A 17,157-nucleotide genomic window follows, 5' to 3' on the forward strand; every position below is an offset into this window, starting at 1 on the left:
GGAGAGCCGGCGTCACCTCGTCGTCACGCGTCGGCGAGCAGCGCCTCCAAGGCCTCGGCCGAGGCGGGGTGGCCGGCTACCAGGGCCGCGCCCGGCGCACCGGCGTCGCCGGCCGCCGCCCAGCCCTCGTCGCACCCGAGCAGCCCCGCCACCGCGTCGCACGTCGCCAGGTGGGCGGTGAGCAGGGCCGCGCCCGAGTGCGGCACGGGGGACGGGCCCAGCTGCTGCCAGCCGTCCTCGCAGCCCAGCAGCCCCGCCACCGCGTCGCACGCCGCCGGATGCGCGGCGAGCAGCGCGGCGCCCCGGGGCGCCTGGGCGGCGGTGGCCGTTCGCCGGGCGCGGGAGGCCGCGAAGGGGTCCTCCAGCTGCGGCTGTCGCCACGGCGGCACCCACGCGTCCAGCGCCGGAAGCCGGCCGGGGAAGATGCGCCCCGCCTCGCGTATCAGCAGCGGCGCCAGGTCCGCCGCGCCCTTGCGCAGGGTGGTGATCAGCAGCGGCAGCCACGGCAGCAGCACCGTGTCCGGCAGGCGGCCGAACGCGTTCGACACCGCCTCCACCACCAGGTCCGCCAGCCCCGGCACCGGCTCCAGCGCGTGCACGAAGCCGCTGAGGTAGCGCGGGTAGGAGGGCACCACCAGCGGGTTGTCCAGCAACGCGTCGCACCGCGCGCGCAGTTCGGCGCGCGTCAACGTGCCGAGCTGCACCTGCGCCGCCCACAGCAGAGCCGTCTTCGACGGGTCCTCCGGGTGCGACTGCGCCACCGCCAGCTCAAGCTGCGTACGATCGCAGCCCAGGGACAGCGCCAGGCTCTCCATGCTGAACAGGAAGCCCAGCATCGCCGCGACCTGCCCCGCCGTCGCGTCCTCGTCGCGGAACGCCGTCGGCAGCAACGTGCAGTAGTGCGCGTATCCCGTCTTCACGAACGACTCGATCCACGCCGGGAGTTCGGGTCGGCTCGTGCGGTAGTACGCCAGCAGCGTCCGCGCCCTGCGCAGCACCTCCGGCGCCCCGTCGACCGTACGTTCCGCGGCCAGCACCTTCAGCGCGTGCGTGCCCAGCTCGTCCGCCAGACGCCCGCTGCGCAGGTACAGCAGGCTGTCCTCGACGGCCGCCAGCACGCCCGCCGTGGTCGCCCGCGGCCCGTACGCCTCCCGCCGCAGCCGCTGCTCCAGCACCTGCTCGATGCTGACGCCCTCGTAGCCGAGCTCGATGAGCGCACGCTGATGGGTGCCGAGGGCCAGATCCCAGGACTCCTGGATCGACCGCTCACCGAGACGCCGCTCACCCATGATCGGGCGCGCCGCTGCTGCCGGCATCAGCCGCCGCAGCATCCACAGCACGTCCGAGCACGCCCCCAGCTCCGGCCGGCCGGCCATGTCCAGCAACGCCCGCTGCACACCACGCTGCTGCAGCTTCAGCCCCAGCGGCTCCAGCCGGTCGTACACGTCCCGGGCGAGCGGCGGCAGCGCCTCGTAACCCACCTGGCCGATCCGGTCGCCGCCCATCATGATCTCGACGAGCCGCCGCACGTCCCGCCGTCCGGGCACCCGGTCCTTCTCGATGCAGGTGACCGCCGCGTCCTGGAAGTCGTACGGCGTCGGCCTGGCCCGGTCCCGCATCCCCGCGAGCAGGATCGACGTCTCGAAGACGGCGATGGCGTCCGCGGTGGAGGCTAGATAGCCGTTGCGGCGGGCCGCCCGCACGATGTCCACGGACCAGCCGAGCAGCTCCGCCTCGTCCAGGCCGTCCAGCACGGGCGGCTGCTGGAGGAACCCGGACAGGCGGTCCGCCGCCGGCACCGGTACGGCTGGTGCGGCGGCCGGCAGCGCCTTTTTCGCTCGGGACTTGTTCGCCCCCGCCTGCCCCTCCAGCCGGTACGGCTGCACCCGCGTCCGTTTCAGGCTCTTCTGCCACTGCGTCGCCGCGATCGACACCGAGCCGGGCGCCAGGCCGAACTGCGCCTCGATCGCCGCGTGGCTCGACGGGATCAGCCCGTACTGCCAGGTGGTCGCCGTGCGCGGCGAGATGGTGAACGAGTCCGAGCGCCCGGCCACGCCGAACTCCTCCACCCGGCTCGCCGCGTGGAACGCCCCGCACACGTACAGGCAGTCCTCCGGGTCCGTGCCCGTCGCCGCCATGTGCTCGCGCATCCGCGTCCACATGTAGCGCTCGCGGTCCTCGTCGACCCGGACCCGGTCGCCGGCGCCCGGTGCGAGCCGCCGGAACAGGCTGCCGATGAGGAACATCACCTGGCGGTAGGTGTCGTGGTCGCTGTCCCCGAGCGGCACTTCCACGTACTGGTGCCACCACTCCGACCAGTGCCGCACCTTCCCGTGGCGCAGGAGATGCTGCTCCAGCTCGGCGAAGCGCGGGCGCAGGTCGCCGATCTCCACGCCGACCGCCTCGCCGTGCAGCGCCGCCTCCTCGGACTTCGGCGCCTCCTCCGCCTCGGCCGAAGTTCCCTCCGCACGAGCGGTGTCGTTCCACTGGAAGACGTGATCGGAGGATCGGTCCACCAGGACGAGTTCCACGCCCGGCGTGTCCAGGGCGTAGGCGATCGCCTGGTACTCGGCGGACGCCTCCGTGATCGGCGCGACCACCGACAGCGGCGCCCACTCCTGCGGGAACCCGTCGATGTCGCCGGCGAACGCCTGCACCGCCACGGGCAGCCGGCAGTTGCGCAGCTCGGTCAGCAGCGGCGCCATGTCCTCGCACAGCTCCAGGTAGACCACCTTGGGCTGTTTCTCCCGCAGGCGGCGGGCCATGGCCAGGGCGGAGGCGGGGGAGTGGTGGCAGACCGGGAAGATCTCCAGCGGCTCCCGCACCGCCCGGTCGACGTCGTCGACCATGCCCAGGAGAATGCCCTCCAGTGCGTCGGGACCACCCGCGAACTCGGTCGCCGCCTCCTGCAGTTGTGTACGCAGCGCGGTGAACACACCGCCCGCCTGGGGCCCGCTCACGACAGGGTGGCGATCGCGTCGCGGCCGCCCTCGAGGAACTCGGGCCAGGCCCCGCCCTCTTCCTTGCTGCGCGGCTCGACGACCCCGTGCAGATACTTGTTGAGTATGGCCAGGTCCTCCGGCTCCCGTCGGGTCAGCGAGCCGACCAGCGAGGACGCCAGCGTGCGGGCGGTCAGCGCGCGCTCACCGAAGAAGTTGCTGTGCAGCACCGCGTCCTCGAGGACGCCGATCTGCTCGGCCGTCGACAGCGCGGACTCCAGCTTCTCGTCGTCGCTGCCGGCCGCCGCGGCCGAGGCGCGCAGATCGGCGAAGCTCTGCAGCAGCACGTCGAGCAGTGTGGGCGGCACGTCCAGGTCGATCGAGTGCCGGCGCAGCAGCTCCTCGGTGCGGAAGCGGACGATCTCCGCCTCGCTCTTCTTGTTCGTCACCACCGGGATGCGGACGAAGTTGAAGCGGCGCTTCAGCGCGGACGACAGGTCGTTGACGCCCCGGTCGCGGCTGTTGGCGGTCGCGATGACGGAGAAACCCGGCTTGGCGAACACGATGTTGTCGTCGCCGCTCCCGCTCTTCAGCTCGGGCACGGAGATGTACTTCTCCGACAGGATCGAGATCAGCGCGTCCTGCACGTCGCTCGTGGACCGGGTCAGCTCCTCGAAGCGGCCGATGGCGCCGGTCTCCATCGCGGTCATGATCGGGGACGGGATCATCGACTCCCGCGACTGGCCCTTGGCGATCACCATCGACACGTTCCACGAGTACTTGATGTGGTCCTCGGTGGTGCCGGCCGTGCCCTGGACGACCAGGGTGGAGTTGCGGCAGATCGCCGCCGACAGCAACTCGGCCAGCCAGCTCTTGCCCGTGCCGGGGTCGCCGATGAGCAGCAGGCCGCGGTCGGAGGCGAGGGTGACGATCGACCGCTCCACGAAGCTGCGGTCGCCGAACCACTTCTGTGAGATCTCACGGTCCAGCCCGTCGGCCCGCTCGGACCCGAGGATGAACAGCCGCACCATCTTCGGCGACAGGCGCCACGAGAACGGCTTGGGGCTGTCGTCGATCGACTCCAGCCAGTCGAGCTCCTCGGCGTACTTGATCTCGGCGGGGGCGCGCAGCAGTTCGGACATGAGGGATGAGCCTTTCGAGGAATGAAGTGAGTCGCGTGATCGCGAAGTCGGGAGATCGGTGAGCCGGCTGAGCCGGTGAGTGGGGCAGCCGACGCTCACGTCAGGAACGTCTTGAGCTCGTGCACGAGCTTCTTGATGTGTCCGGATATCACCGGCGTGCCCAGGTCCTTGAACTTCTCCCGAAACCAGGGGTTGACGCTGCCGCGGCCGGAGCTGGTCACCGAGCCGACCGGGATGAACTTCGCCCCGGAACGGTGGATGGCGGCCATGCTTTCGAACAGCTCGTCGGTGCGCCATTCGTAGAAGTCGGAGATCCACACCACCACGGTGTTGCGCGGCTCGGCGATCTTGGGCTGGGCGAGCGCCATCGCGACCGTGCCGTCCGTGCCGCCGCCGAGCTGGGTGCGCAGCAGCGTCTCGAACGGGTCGTGTGCCCACGGCGTCAGGTCCAGCGCCTGCGTGTCGTACGCGATCAGATGCACGTCCACCTTGGGCAGGCCCGCGAAGATCGACGCCAGGATGGTGCAGTTGACCATCGAGTCGACCATGGATCCCGACTGGTCCACCACGACGATCAGCCGTTGCGGCGTCGTCTTGCGGCTGGTGTGCCGGTAGTAGAGCCGGTCGACGTAGAGCCGCTCCTCCTCCGGGTCCCAGTTGGTGAGGTTCTTCCAGATGGTGCGGTCCAGATCGAGGTTGCGGAAGACACGCTTGGGCGGCACGGACCGGTCCAGCTCGCCGACGGACGCCTTCTCCACCTGCGTGCGCAGCACCTCGGTGACCTCGTCGACGTAGCGCCGGATCAGCGCCTTGGCGTTGGCGAGGGCGACCCCGGAGAGGTTGTTCTTGTCCCGCAGCAGCTGCTCGATCAGCGACATGCTGGGCGTCAGCCGCGAGGCGAGCGCCGGGTCGGCCAGCACCTCCCGCAGATGCATCCGCCGCACCAGACCGGCCTCGATCGATCTCAGTTCGGGACCGATTTCGGGGATCAGCCTGCTCAGGTCGGGCGCGGGCGTGCCGACACCGGTGCCGGTCGGGCTGACGCCTCCGCCGGCACCCGCCCGGCCGGTGCCGCCCCGCCCGCCGCGCAGGTCACCGGGCCGGCAGCCCAGGGCCCGCTCCAGCCAGCCGGCGTCGGACTGCCAGCGGGCGAGCTGCTCGGCGGTGACCGTGCCGTTGCCGGTCGAGAAGACGTTGAGCAGCACCTTCGACGCCAGCGCCGCCCGCCGCACCTCGGCGGCCCGGTCCCGCTCGCCGTCCGCGTCCGGCTCGGGCGTCATCAGCCGGTCGAACTCGGCCGTCAGCTCGGGATGCCGCTGCACCACGGAGTCGACGGACGCGGCCGGGTCGAGCAGCGCCACCGGCAGGCCGATGTCCTCGACCACGGCGACACTCGCCGACTCCAACGACGCCTGCTCCTCAGAGTCGAAGAGACGGGCCAGCAGCCGCCAGTACAGGACCTGCCGCCGGTTCTCGTCGGAGTCCGGCACGGGCGCCCCGTCCTCGGCCCCTCTCTCGACGACACTCACCTCGCTCATTTCCGCAGCAGCCTTCCCGCGCGCTCACGCAGCACAGTGACGGCGTCGGTGGCGGCCTTCTCCGCCCGCACGCCCGCCTTGTCGGCCGTACCGCCCGCCCAGGCCCCCGCGTGCACGGCGACGGCCTTCTTCCGCACCGTCCGCTCCACGGCCAGCGGCTGGACCAGGAACTCCCCGGCGTCCCAGCGCAGCAGACCGAGACACGCGGCGGACGAGGCGACGGCGTCCGCGGTCAGCGGCCCGGCGGCGGGCACCCGGCCGGCGTCGACGGCCAGACGCTCCCCGGCGACCCGGAAGGCCACGGCTTCACCCTCGTCCTCCACGCCGTAACCCTCCAGCAGCACGGGCACGGCGATCCGCGCCGGATGCCGGTCCACCGGCGCCACAGGAGAGGCGGCTGCGGTGGGCAGCGCCACCCGAGCGGTGGTGAAGGGTTCCGCCGGCTCGCCCAGTGTGGCGCGGGCGTCGTCCCAGATCAGGTCGCCCTCGGCGGTGACCGGCATGGCCTCGAGCTCCATGGCACGCCCCTCGCTGACAGCGGCCAGCAGCGACATGTGCGGCCGCAGCAGCTGCCACAGCCCCGCGCCGACGACCGTGTCCGGCTTGGGCGCGGACACACTGGCCCGCACCAGACGGGGCGTCCCTCCGTCCGCCGGCTCGAACACCGCGTGCACCTGCGCCTGCACCGCCGTGGCGTGCTCGTGCAGGTCGACGCCGAGCGGCAGCAGACGGCCGGTGGCCTCCGTGACGGCGGTCGCCCGGTCCGCGCCGGGCAGCGTCAGTATCATCGCCCGCGACCACAGATCGGCCCACCGCCGTACGGGGATCCGCTCCAGCGTGGCGCCGGGGCAGGACGCGGCGAGCTCCGCGGCGAACCCGTCGAGCAGCGTGGCGAGCCGCCGCAGCCCCGGCTCGGGCAGCATCGCGGTCACCACGGGAGCCGCGCCGCCGACCAGCTCGTGGTCGATGCCCTGCCAGCCGGCCCGCGCCAGGTCGCACAGCCAGCCACGCGCCGCCACCAGCAGATTCACCGGAGGCTCGGCCCCGGCTGCCCCCGCGGCCTCGGCGGCCGGTTCCTCGGCGCACGTCCGACCCACCGCCTCCTCGACCCGCGCGATGAGCGCATCATGCACGGACCCCAGCAGCGCTGTACGCGCGGCGGCCAGCGCCAGGTAGTGGGCCTCGTCCGCGGCCCCCGCAGCGGTCTTTTCCGCCGCCTCGGCGACCCGCCCGGCCAGCGGCGACCCGGCGACGGCGTCCGTCAGCCCGGCCAGCCCGATCGCCTGGGCCGGCTGCGGACGCAGCAGCCCGCCCACGAGCACCCCGTCGAACCCGTCCACGGCGGCCAGCGCCTCGTCCAGCCCCTCGACGGCGTCGGTCAGCAGATCCGCACGCATCACGCCACCGCCCCGGTCGTCGGGAACCAGTGCATCTCCGGCACCGGCGCGGTCGTCGGCGTGAACTCCAGGTAGGCCAGATGGCGCAGGAACCGGCTGAACACCTGGGCCGCGGCCGACCTGTCGCCCTGAGCGGGACGCGTCGACATCATGGCCGAGGTAAGGCCCTGTGTGTCCGCCTGCTCACCGGGCACGTCCGCCTTCAGGTAGCGGGCGACGCGCTCAGCGCCGTACTGCAGCACGGCCTCGGCGATCAGTGCCCGTATGTGGTTGCAGAAGGTTCCGCGCGCCCCGCCGCACGGCCGGTTGTTGTTGGTGCTGCACGAGAACGCGTACGTCCCCGCCTCCACCGACGACACGTACACCCGACCGATGTCGGAGCCGCTGGACACCACACCCTGCAACCGCCCGTCCGCCAGCTCCACGAACGGCACCTTGGCGAGCTTCCGCGGCCGCGCGGACGGCACCACCCGCACCGTGCTCGACCTCTCCCAGACCGACAACGCGCACCTCATCCCATGCACACGAAAGGGGATGTCCTCGCCGGACCGGCGGGACGCGAAAAAATCTATCCGCGGCCACTGACAACGGCTCAGGGCTGTGGACAACCCCGGGCACGCGGCCATCGCCGTCACCCGACGGTGTGATGCGGCGCCCGCCGAACCATGCCGCTCGAACCTCTCAGCCCCGCAAGTGGCCGCCGCATCTCTCGACTGCCGGACCGTCACGCCTTCTTGACGCACGTTCCCACAGGTCGATACTTGTCCAGCGTGCGTTAAGTGACTGTTCGTGACGCCGTCAGCACAAGGCGAGAAAGTGACGCATGTTCCCAACCGGGGCTTCGCTCCACCAGTGACGCGGGCAGGCTCGACGTGCGAGAGGGCGGTCAACGATGAAGAAGAGAAGACTCGGCGGGGCGGCCGTGGCCCTCGGTGTCGTGTTGGCGGTGACCGGCCTCCCGGCCCAGGCGTCCGCCGACCCCGCCGCCGACACCCGCACCGCCGACGCCCGCGCGGCCCTCCCGCTGGGCCCGGCCGGCCTCGCCGAAACCCGCACCACACAGACCCTGCAGCCCGGTCTCACCCTCACCCGCATCGTGCGCGGCGCCGTGAACCCGGCACACCACTGGACGGTCGAGGCGACCATCCCCGGCGGCGACACCTCACCCGACCCCGACGCACCGCCGACCACCCTCAAGGACAAGGCGAGCGCCGACGAACTCGCCGCCGGCATGCGAGCCGACGGCTTCGACGCACGGGCCGAACAGGTGACGACACCGAGCACGACGGACTACACGGGCGGAACGCTCGGCTGGCGCGTCCGTATCGGCAGCTTCACCTCCCAGTCCGCCGCGGCGACGGAACGCATCCGCATCATCAACGCCGGTTACAGCGGCTCGGTCACCTACACCGGCTGGGACGGCGCGACCACCGACCGCGGCCCCTGGCGCATCGACGTCCTCACCGTCGACCCGCGCGCGTTCCGCGGCACCTTGGACGCCACCCACGGCCCCGACATCGAGAACCGCGAGACCGTCAGCACCCTCGCCACCGACTCCGGCGCCGTCGCCGCGGTCAACGCGGGCTTCTTCGTCCTCGACCCCCGCTCCGGCGCACCCGGCGACCCGGCGGGCATCGGCGTCTACGACGGACGCCTCCTCAGCGAACCCGTCAGCGGACGCCCCGGCCTCGTCCTCCGCGACGGCGGCCGCAGCGCCCAGATCACCCGCCTCACCTGGGAGGGACGGGTCACCGCGCACGGCACCACCCTGACCCTCAACGGCGTCAACCGCGTACCGGGCCTGATCCGCAACTGCGGCGGCAGTGAGGACGACACCCCCACCTCGCTGCCCCTGCACGACGTGACATGCACCAACCCCGACCAACTCGTCGCGTTCACCCAGGAGTACGGCGCGAGCACCCCGCAGGGCGTGGGCGTGGAAGCCGTCCTGGACAGCCGGGGCCGCGTGCTGGAGCTGCGCTCCGTCCGAGGCGGCCCGCTCCCGCCCGGCGGCAGTTCGATCCAGGCGACCGGCCGGCACATGGATGCGCTGACGGCGCTGGCCCGCCCCGGCGAGCGCCTGCGCGTCGAGACGACCCTCCGCGACGAACAGGGCCGCCGCGTGACGCCGTCACCGGGGACGGACATCGTCAACGCGGGCCCCGAACTGGTCCGGGACGGACGCCTTCACGTCACCCCCGCCACCGACGGGATGGTGCACCAGGGCGACCCCAGCTGGTACTACGGCTGGGTCCACAAGCGCAATCCCCGCACCCTCGCCGGCACCGACGCGGCAGGCCGCACCGTGCTGGTCACGGCCGACGGCCGCAGCACGGCCTCCCTGGGGCTGAGCATCACCGAAAGCGCGAAGGTGGCCCGTTCCCTCGGCCTGCGGGACGCCGTCAACCTCGACGGGGGCGGTTCGACGACGATGGTGGCGAACGGCCAGGTGATCAACGACCCGTCGGACGCGGCCGGCGAACGGCCGGTCGGAGACGCGCTGTTGATCCTGCCGCGCAGGAGCTGACGAGCGGCATCGGACGACGGCCGGCCCCGGCTCGTTCCGCGAGTGTCCACGCGGGCGAGCCGGGTTCCGGTGCGGGCCGGACCACCGGTCGACCTGACGCGCCACGAACTACCCCGCCCCAGGCGGGCATGGGCGCAGCCGAGCGGGGGATTGTTGTCCCGCGGGCCATGTACAGGCCGACCGCGGTCTGTCGCCGATCGCCTCATGTGGTGGATGCTTCCCCAGGGCACATCAGCTCTTCGCCTCGTACGACCGTCCACCGCAGCGACGAACAGCACCGCAGGGAGCCGCCGTGACCGCCGCCGTCACCTTCCGAGGCCGTGTACGTCTCGTCCTCGCCGTCCTGATCCTCGCCCTCGTGCCGACCACACCGACGCTCGTCGCCCCGACCCCCGCAGACGCCGCCGACACGCGCTCCGCGCAGGGTGAGACGGGGAGACGCGGCGCCGAGGTCGTGGCGGTCACACAGGTCGCGGAGCGCCAGGTGGACCTGTCGGTCCGCTCGACGGCGCTCGGCGGCCGCACCGTCAAGGTCCGCCTGCTGACCCCCGACGGCTGGGACCCCGCCGACCGACGCCAACACTGGCCCACCTTCTGGCTGTTGCACGGCTGCTGCGGCAACTACACATCATGGACCTCGATGACGGACGTCGCCGAGACGGACAGCCTGCGCAACGTGCTCGTGGTCATGCCGGAGGCGGGCTGGAACGGCTGGTACAGCGACTGGTGGAACTACGGCGAGGGCGGTGACCCCGCCTGGGAGACCTTCCACACCGTCGAACTGCGCCACCTCCTCGAACGCGACTGGGGCGCCAGTCCCAACCGTGTTGTCGCCGGGCTGTCGATGGGCGGCCAGGGCGCCCTGCTGTACGCCGCCCGGCACCCTGGCATGTTCAAGGCGACGGCCGCGTACTCGGGTTCCGCGCACCCGCTGCTCAACGACGAGTCGGTCAACCGCATCCTGGGCCTGTTCGCGGGCCAGGGCAACGATCCCCTCCGGCAGTGGGGCGACCCGGTCGCGCAGCGCCGCATCTGGCAGGCCCACGATCCCTTCCACCTGGCGAAGCGCCTCAAGTCGATGCCCGTCTACCTGTCCTGCGGCGACGGCACGGCGGGCCCGCTGGACTCACCGGGTGCGTCGAGCGCCCTCGAGGCGGACTTCAACCGCCAGAACCATGCTCTCGCAGCCGAGTTGAAGCGCGTGGGGGCCAAGCACCTCACCACCAACTTCTACGGCGCCGGCACGCACACGTGGCGCTACTGGGAACGCGAACTGCACGCCTCGCTGCCGATGTTGCTGGGCGCGCTGGGAGTGAAGAGCTGACTCAGTCACGCACACGCAGATAGGCGTCCAACGCGGCGGCCCCGCGCAGCATCGCCCGCCCGCGGTCGGACAGCCGGCCACGCCAGTCACGTAGAGCACCCTCAAGGGGCTCGACTCCGCCGGCTGTCCGCACCTGGGTGATCAGCGGGGCGATCTGCTCGAGCAGATAACCACCGCGCCGGAGCTGGTGCACCAGGTGCGTGTCCCGTACGTCGGCCGGGTCGTACACCCGGTACCCGGTCACCGGGTCGCGTCGCGGACGGACGAGTCCGGCGTCCTCCCACTTCCGCAGTGTCGCGGGACGGACGCCCAACTCCTGCGCCAGCGGCCCGATGAAGGTCGGTTTGAAGCCGGCCGAGTCCGCAGCCGCCGACTCGGTGGTGAGCCCGCGCAGTGCGTCCTCCACGGCTCGCAGTGTGCGCCGGTCGTGCAGCAGCCGGGCGTGGCTCTCGTCGATGAGCTGGAAGGCGTCGTCCACGGCGTCCCGGTTCACGGCCCGCATGACCGCCGTCGCCGTGGCATGCCCGTGCCCTGGAACCAGGGCGAGGAACGCGGCCAGCGCACGTTCGTGCAGAGGGGTGTAGACGCGGTAACCGGAGGCCGTTCGCTCGGCGGTCGGGAGGATGCCGGCCTCTTCGTAGTTCCTCACCGCCTGGGTGGACAGATCATGCCGACGCGCCAGGTCGACCGGCCTCAGCTTGCCACTTGTTTGAAGGTTTCGCCCCACCGTCCCGACGATATAGCGACCAAACCTTCCACCGAAAGTTCAACGATACCGTTGAATGCATGGAAACCGGCATCAAGGACTTCATACGTCCCGTGGAAGCGTCGGCGATCGCAGAACTGCTGCCGACCCGACCGCGCGTACTCGTCTTGGGCGAGCCCACCCACGGCGAGGAGATCCTCCTCGACCTGCGCAACACCCTCTTCCGGCAGCTCGTGGAAGAGCAGGGCTATCGGACGATCGCCCTGGAGAGTGACTGCCTGAGGGCGATGACCGTGGACACGTACGTCACCACGGGCGAGGGCTCACTGGACGACGTGATGAGGCGCGGCTTCAGCCACGGCTGGGGCGGCTCGCAGGCGAACCGTGAACTGGTCGGCTGGATACGGGACTTCAACGCGAAACGCCCCGCGGACGATCACGTGCGTTTCGCAGGCTTGGACGGTCCGCTGGAGATCACAGGCGCCGAAGGCCCGCGCCAGGCGCTCACCGCCCTGCACGACTACCTGACCGCGCACGTCGACGCGGACCTGCTGCCCTGTACGGCGGACAGGCTCGACGACCTGCTCGGCACCGACGCGTCCTGGACCAACGAGGTGGCCATGATGGACCCGTCCCAGTCCATCGGCCGCACACCGGAAGCCCGCGAACTGCGCGTGCTCGCGGACGACATGGTGACTCTGCTGGAGACGCAGGCACCGCACCTCGCAGAGGTGTCCTCACGGGACGACCGTGACCGGGCGCACCTGTACGGCCGTACCGCTGTCGGTTTGTTGCGCTACCACTCCTGGATGGCGGACACGTCACCCGCCCGCATGACCCGCCTGCTCGCCACGCGGGACGAGATGATGGCCGGCAACCTCCTCGCCCTCGCCGCACGCGGACCGGTGCTGGTCTACGCCCACAACAGTCATCTGCAGCGGGACAAGAGCGCGATGCGTATGTGGGGCCACCCGAAGGTGGAGTGGTGGAGCGCCGGGGCGTTGGTGAGCACGCGGCTGGGCGACCGGTACGCGCACCTGGCGATGGCCCTCGGCACGATGAGGCACCGGGGCGTGGACGCCCCGCCCTCGGACACGGTGGAGGGCATCCTGCACGCGCTGCCGGAATCTCGGTACGTGATCGGCGCGGCTCAACTCAAAGCCATGGCACGCCACATATGCACGGTCCCACGAGTGTCCCCGTACTTCGGCTACGCCCCGCTGGAGCCGTCCCACCTGCCCCGCGTCGACGGGGTCGTGTACGTGAGGGACGTACCGCACAGGTAGAGTCGGCGCGACGGCGCGTACGGCGGTCTCGCCCCGTCCGAGGGGAGGCGACGAAACCGTTGCTCGCACTACTGGGACTTGCTCTGTCCGTGGTCTCCGCCATCGGGGTGCTCATCTCCGTGGCACGGGCGGCCGCGACGGCACTTCCCGGCCGGCCTCAGCCCTGGCCCGACCACCTGCTGCGCCGGACGGCGGCACTGTTCGGCTGGGCCGCAGGCGCTGTGTACGCCCTGGGCCTGGCCGGTGTCGCGTGGTCGGAGTCGGAGGTCGGCGACGGAGCCGACTCGACCCCTGCCCCGGCCTGCCGCATGGGCTTCGATCCGGAGACGATCAGAGGCCTGACGCACCACCACGCGTCCTACTTCCCCCTCCGCTTCGACTGCGTACGGGAGGACGGCACCGTCTACGCCAGCGATCCCGACCTGGTGTGGATGAACTGGACCTGGGCCGCACTCGCCCTGACCGCGGCGTTGCTCTTCTTCGGTAGGCGCTACCGAACGGAGCTGCGGGCGCGGTAGGCGGCGGTGCGGCAAGGCTGCTCCTGGCCTTCACCGCACTCGTCGCGGCTCAGGCCCGAAGGGTCTCGTCGCTGAACACCAGGATCTCGTCGAGGCTCATGCCACGCACCTCGCCTTCCGCTCCGGACAGCACCCATTCGCCGTCCCACGTGACCCGCCACGCCTCGCCGACCCTGTTCTCCCACTCGACGAATCCGCCAGGAGCACCCTTCAGCTGAGGGACCTCCTGCCGCAGCATCCGCGGGTAGGTCAGTGCCCGCCCGGGGTTGGTGCTGCCACCGCTGGTGCGTGTGTTCTCGAAGCGCATCTTCAGGAACGGCACCGCTTCCCGGCCGATCTCGGCGGGGCTCAGCATCTTCTGGTAGCGGGCCTGTGCCTCCTCCAGCGACTCCCGCCCGGACACCTCCGTCTCGAAGGCCGGGAACACGATGTACGTGACCGCGGTGAGGTCGGGGTTCCGCGCCTTGTGGTGGCCGTGGACCTCAGGCGCCGTGGCCGCCACCGCGTCGAAGGCGTAACCGGGCGCTGAGAAGCCCCGTACCGCCGCAATGGGTCGGCCCTTCCCGATCAGCGGCTCCTCGTACTGCCGCGCGAACGCGAGTACAGCCCGCGCGAGTTCCTCGTCACGTCTGCCGCGCTGGTTCGTCTGAAGGAGCCGGCGCCCTTCCGCCGTCACCGCGCCCGCGAAGTGCAGGACGGCCCGAGTGACCACGTCCATGCCCGGTCGAGGCCGGCCAGCGGGGCGGCGTTCGGGAAGGCGGCGAGTGTGGTGAGTAGGTCCATGGGCTGTGGTTCCTGTACCGGGGGCCACTGGTACGCGCGTCGTGACCCTATCCCGGCCCCCTGCGTCGAAAGCGATGGGGACCGACCCCGGCCCCCTGCGTCGAAAGCGATGGGGACCGACCCTCAGGGCCGGTCCCCACCAGCAGCTCACAGGCACACTCAGCTGTACGGAATCACCACCACAGACGTGTCCGTCCCCGTCTGCAGCTTCGACGCCCCGTTGCCGATCGCGCTCCACACCTCCAGCCGCACCGTGCCGCCCCTGAGGTTGCTCAGGCTGCCTGTCGCGGACTTGAGGCCGCGGGCCTGGGTGTACTCCTCCCAGCCCGTCACCGGGTCGGTCGCGAAGTAGTGGTACGTCTCCGTGCGGTCGAACGTGCCGTCGCCCGTGAAGTCGTAGCTCACCCGTGCCTGCTGACCCAGGCCGACCGTCGTGCCCGCGTCGACCTGGAGGCGGAAGGAGGTCTGGCCGCCCGAGGTCAGGGTGCCGTTGACGCCGCGCACCTCGTAGACGAGAGGCTGGTACGGCGTGCCGTCGTGGTTGGCGCCGCCCGCCGACGGAATGGTGTCGATGCCCGCCGTGCCGCCGGTCGCGGTGGTGAGGACGCCGCCGGCGCGCAGCTGGAAGGTGTTGCCGGTCGGCGGCTCGGGCTCGGGGTCGGGGTCCGGGTCCGTGGAGCCGGTGCCCGAACTCGTGGCCGTCGAACGGGCGGGCACGGAGAGCGCCTTGCCGTCGGAGAAGGTCACCGTGCGGGCCGTGGAGCCGTGGTTGTGGGCCACGTACGTCCGCGTCGTGCCCTTGGTGAACACCGCCGAGGTCGGGATGTCGCCCGTCACCGTGGCGTCCGGGGCGCCGACCGAGGCCAGCGTGTTGATCCAGTGGTAGGTGTGCGCCTTCGACTCACCCTCCTCCGGGGTGTAACCGCCGTTGCCCGCGTCCCACTTGGACTTCGCGGAGGCCGGGTCGGCGAACGACTCGAACTCCCAGAGCAGGTCGCGCCATTCGACGGCCGGGCCGCCGTTCTCCCGTTCCATCTCGGCGAGGTTGCGCCGGATCGCCGCCTTCTCACCGCCCAGGTGCAGCGAACCACCGGTCACCGGCAGCACGTTGATGCCGTGGATCTCCTCGGGGTTCGCCGTCCACCACGTGGAGTACGCGGCGCCGCTGCCCCACACCATGCCGGCCGTGTCGTGGGCGAAGGACGACGGGAAGACCTGCTCGTCCGCGTCGAACCAGTACTGGGCGATCGACTCCGACTCCGTGGTCAGCAGGAAGGCGCCCAGGTCGCGCAGCGAGGTGTCACCGGTCGCCGAGCCCCACAGGACGAGAGCCGCGCTGAGGTTGGTCGACTCGGAGGACGACTCCTGGTTGTTGCCGGCGGCGAAGCCCTGGTGGCCGGAGGCCCAGCTGTGGCCGGCGTACACGTCGAAGCCGCGCAGGAACGGAAACGCGGAGTCGGTGCGGCTCGGGTTCGCGGTGTCCCGCACGAGCGTCTTGACCATGCCGCCCCAGGCCGAGTCCGCGGCCCACGACGGGTCGTACTGCGCGATGATCGCCGCCGCGTAGACGTAGTAACCGTAGTGGAAGTGGTGGTCGTTGAGCTCGGTGTCACTGCCGTAGGAGGCCGGGTAACCGGTCAGCGTCTTCCAGGCCTGGTCGTAGCTGAACTCGTTCGCGCCACCGGCCGTGAACCAGTCCTGCAGCCTGCCCTTCATGAGGTTCAGCATCCGGTCGCGGGTGCCGGTCTCGCCGATCTGGTCGGCCACGGGCACCAGTTGGGCGAGGCGGCCGAGCGCCTTGCCGGTCCAGTAGGTGTCGGCCGCGCCGGAGAAGGGGTCGGAGGCGTTCACCACGTCGTTCAGGTAGCCGCGCAGCCGGGCCGCGTCCACGCCGTCCGACTTGGGCAGCGCGGGCAGGACCGCCGCCGACTTCTGGGTGGTCGTGAACGACGCCGACTCGCGCACCTTCATAGTGCCGCGCGGCGAGACGTACGTGTACGAGGTCAGCGCGTCCGTGGTGTGCAGCCACTGGTGGCGGTACAGGGCCTGGAGCGTGCCCCGCTCGCTGCCCTCCTTCGCCTCGGTGGTGAGCGCGTACGTGGCCCGGACGGTGCCGCCGCTGTAACTCCAGGTCACCTTGGAGTCGGTGACGAAGCTGAACGCGTACTTCTTGAACGTCGCCAGCGCGTCGGCGGACGGCAGCACGGCGACGGAGAAGTAGTCCTTGCCGCCGAGGCCCGCGGTGACGGTGGAGCCGGAGACGTTCCAGTCGCTGCCGGTCGGGGCGAAGAGGGCGTAGTGGTGTCCGGCGACGGTGATGCCGAGGACGTTGCCCTGGTCGGCGAAGACGGAGGGCGTGCCCGCGGTGGTGATCTGTGCGTTGCCGCCCGAGCCCTTGGCGTATACGAACGGCGAGCCGTGTCCGATGGTGGTGCGCAGGGTCCGGGTTCCGTCGGACCAGTAGGGGGTGACCGTCCAGTCGGACCAGTCGTCGGCCTTGGTGTCGGGGGAGTTGAGGCCGGTCAGTCCGATGGTGAGGTCGCGCTTGTGGGCGAACTCGTACTGGCGTCCGTCACCGGTGATCACGGGGGTCGTCGGGTACCCGACGTCGAGGCCGCCGGCGGTGGCCTGGTAGGTGAGGGGGTGCCCGTACATGGGGGTCGAGTACGGGTTGTCGCCGTACCGCTGGAAGGCGAGGGAGGACCACCAGTCGTTGGTGGGCACGGGACGGTTCCGGGCGGCGGAGGTCACCTTGGGCGTGACCGGCGTGCCCGTGTTGGTCGTGGGGCCGGAGGTTCCGGCCGGCCGGGTGTCGGAGTAACTGCCCGCGCCTACGGGGACGGTGGCGGCCGCCGCGGGGGCGGCCGCCGGGCCCAGGCCGACGACGGCGAGGGCCGACGCCAGCAGCAGAACGGTTGCCGGTCTGGTGCGTGGGGATGGCATGAGTCACCTCAAGTTGTGACTGGGGGAGTCTCTGAGAGCGCTCTCAGATGGCCG

12 protein-coding genes are annotated in these 17,157 nt (G+C 71.3%); 4 read left to right on the plus strand and 8 right to left on the minus strand.

Going from position 1 to position 17,157, the window contains the following annotated elements; genetic code table 11:
• Window positions 1-23: 23 nt before the first annotated feature.
• The 5 genes from ACQY0Z_RS26660 to ACQY0Z_RS26680 all read right to left on the minus strand — a co-directional run bounded on the left by ACQY0Z_RS26660 (window position 24) and on the right by ACQY0Z_RS26680 (window position 7,531).
• Window positions 24-2,960, minus strand: a complete 2,937-nt coding sequence (locus tag ACQY0Z_RS26660; protein ID WP_439812936.1) for a hypothetical protein — start codon at window positions 2,958-2,960, stop codon at window positions 24-26.
• Complete coding sequence (locus tag ACQY0Z_RS26665; RefSeq protein ID WP_189903573.1) at window positions 2,957-4,081, minus strand: ATP-binding protein; 1,125 nt, start codon at window positions 4,079-4,081, stop codon at window positions 2,957-2,959. The genes ACQY0Z_RS26660 and ACQY0Z_RS26665 overlap by 4 nt, the downstream gene beginning before the upstream one ends.
• A 95-nt stretch (window positions 4,082-4,176) precedes the next feature.
• A complete protein-coding gene (locus ACQY0Z_RS26670; RefSeq protein ID WP_439812937.1) occupies window positions 4,177-5,619 on the minus strand; it encodes a vWA domain-containing protein in 1,443 nt (480 codons plus the stop codon).
• Window positions 5,616-7,016, minus strand: a complete 1,401-nt coding sequence (locus ACQY0Z_RS26675; RefSeq protein ID WP_439812938.1) for a hypothetical protein — start codon at window positions 7,014-7,016, stop codon at window positions 5,616-5,618. The genes ACQY0Z_RS26670 and ACQY0Z_RS26675 overlap by 4 nt, the downstream gene beginning before the upstream one ends.
• Window positions 7,016-7,531 carry a hypothetical protein gene (locus ACQY0Z_RS26680; protein WP_381726452.1) on the minus strand — a complete coding sequence of 172 codons (516 nt, stop codon included), beginning with the start codon at window positions 7,529-7,531 and terminating at the stop codon, window positions 7,016-7,018. Before ACQY0Z_RS26680 ends, ACQY0Z_RS26675 begins: the two co-directional genes overlap by 1 nt.
• Window positions 7,532-7,908: 377 nt before the next feature.
• Between ACQY0Z_RS26680 and ACQY0Z_RS26685 the strand changes: the two genes are divergently transcribed.
• A complete protein-coding gene (locus ACQY0Z_RS26685) occupies window positions 7,909-9,543 on the plus strand; it encodes a phosphodiester glycosidase family protein (RefSeq protein ID WP_439812939.1) in 1,635 nt (544 codons plus the stop codon).
• 292 nt (window positions 9,544-9,835) lie between these two features.
• Window positions 9,836-10,867, plus strand: coding sequence for an alpha/beta hydrolase (locus ACQY0Z_RS26690; protein WP_189903565.1), 1,032 nt, complete (start codon window positions 9,836-9,838; stop codon window positions 10,865-10,867).
• 1 nt (window position 10,868) lies between these two features.
• Here ACQY0Z_RS26690 and ACQY0Z_RS26695 read toward each other — a convergent pair whose 3' ends face one another.
• Window positions 10,869-11,594, minus strand: a complete 726-nt coding sequence (locus tag ACQY0Z_RS26695) for a TioE family transcriptional regulator (RefSeq protein WP_347226391.1) — start codon at window positions 11,592-11,594, stop codon at window positions 10,869-10,871.
• Between the two features lie 59 nt (window positions 11,595-11,653).
• Between ACQY0Z_RS26695 and ACQY0Z_RS26700 the strand changes: the two genes are divergently transcribed.
• Together ACQY0Z_RS26700 and ACQY0Z_RS26705 are read left to right on the plus strand one after the other, a co-directional pair.
• Window positions 11,654-12,859 (plus strand): erythromycin esterase family protein, encoded by a 1,206-nt coding sequence (locus tag ACQY0Z_RS26700; RefSeq protein ID WP_439812940.1) that lies wholly within the window; start codon window positions 11,654-11,656, stop codon window positions 12,857-12,859.
• 59 nt (window positions 12,860-12,918) lie between these two features.
• The gene (locus tag ACQY0Z_RS26705) at window positions 12,919-13,377 is read left to right on the plus strand and encodes a hypothetical protein (protein ID WP_254586702.1); all 459 of its coding nucleotides are present in this window, start codon (window positions 12,919-12,921) and stop codon (window positions 13,375-13,377) included.
• 49 nt (window positions 13,378-13,426) lie between these two features.
• On the opposite strand, the gene ACQY0Z_RS26710 is transcribed toward ACQY0Z_RS26705, so the two are convergent.
• Together ACQY0Z_RS26710 and ACQY0Z_RS26715 are read right to left on the minus strand one after the other, a co-directional pair.
• The gene (locus tag ACQY0Z_RS26710) at window positions 13,427-14,095 is read right to left on the minus strand and encodes a hypothetical protein (RefSeq protein WP_254586703.1); all 669 of its coding nucleotides are present in this window, start codon (window positions 14,093-14,095) and stop codon (window positions 13,427-13,429) included.
• 224 nt (window positions 14,096-14,319) lie between these two features.
• Window positions 14,320-17,103 (minus strand): glycosyl hydrolase, encoded by a 2,784-nt coding sequence (locus tag ACQY0Z_RS26715; protein WP_439812941.1) that lies wholly within the window; start codon window positions 17,101-17,103, stop codon window positions 14,320-14,322.
• Window positions 17,104-17,157: the final 54 nt, after the last annotated feature.

This window comes from Streptomyces sp. P9-2, assembly GCF_051903975.1.
Classification (GTDB): Bacteria; Actinomycetota; Actinomycetes; order Streptomycetales; family Streptomycetaceae; genus Streptomyces; species Streptomyces cellulosae.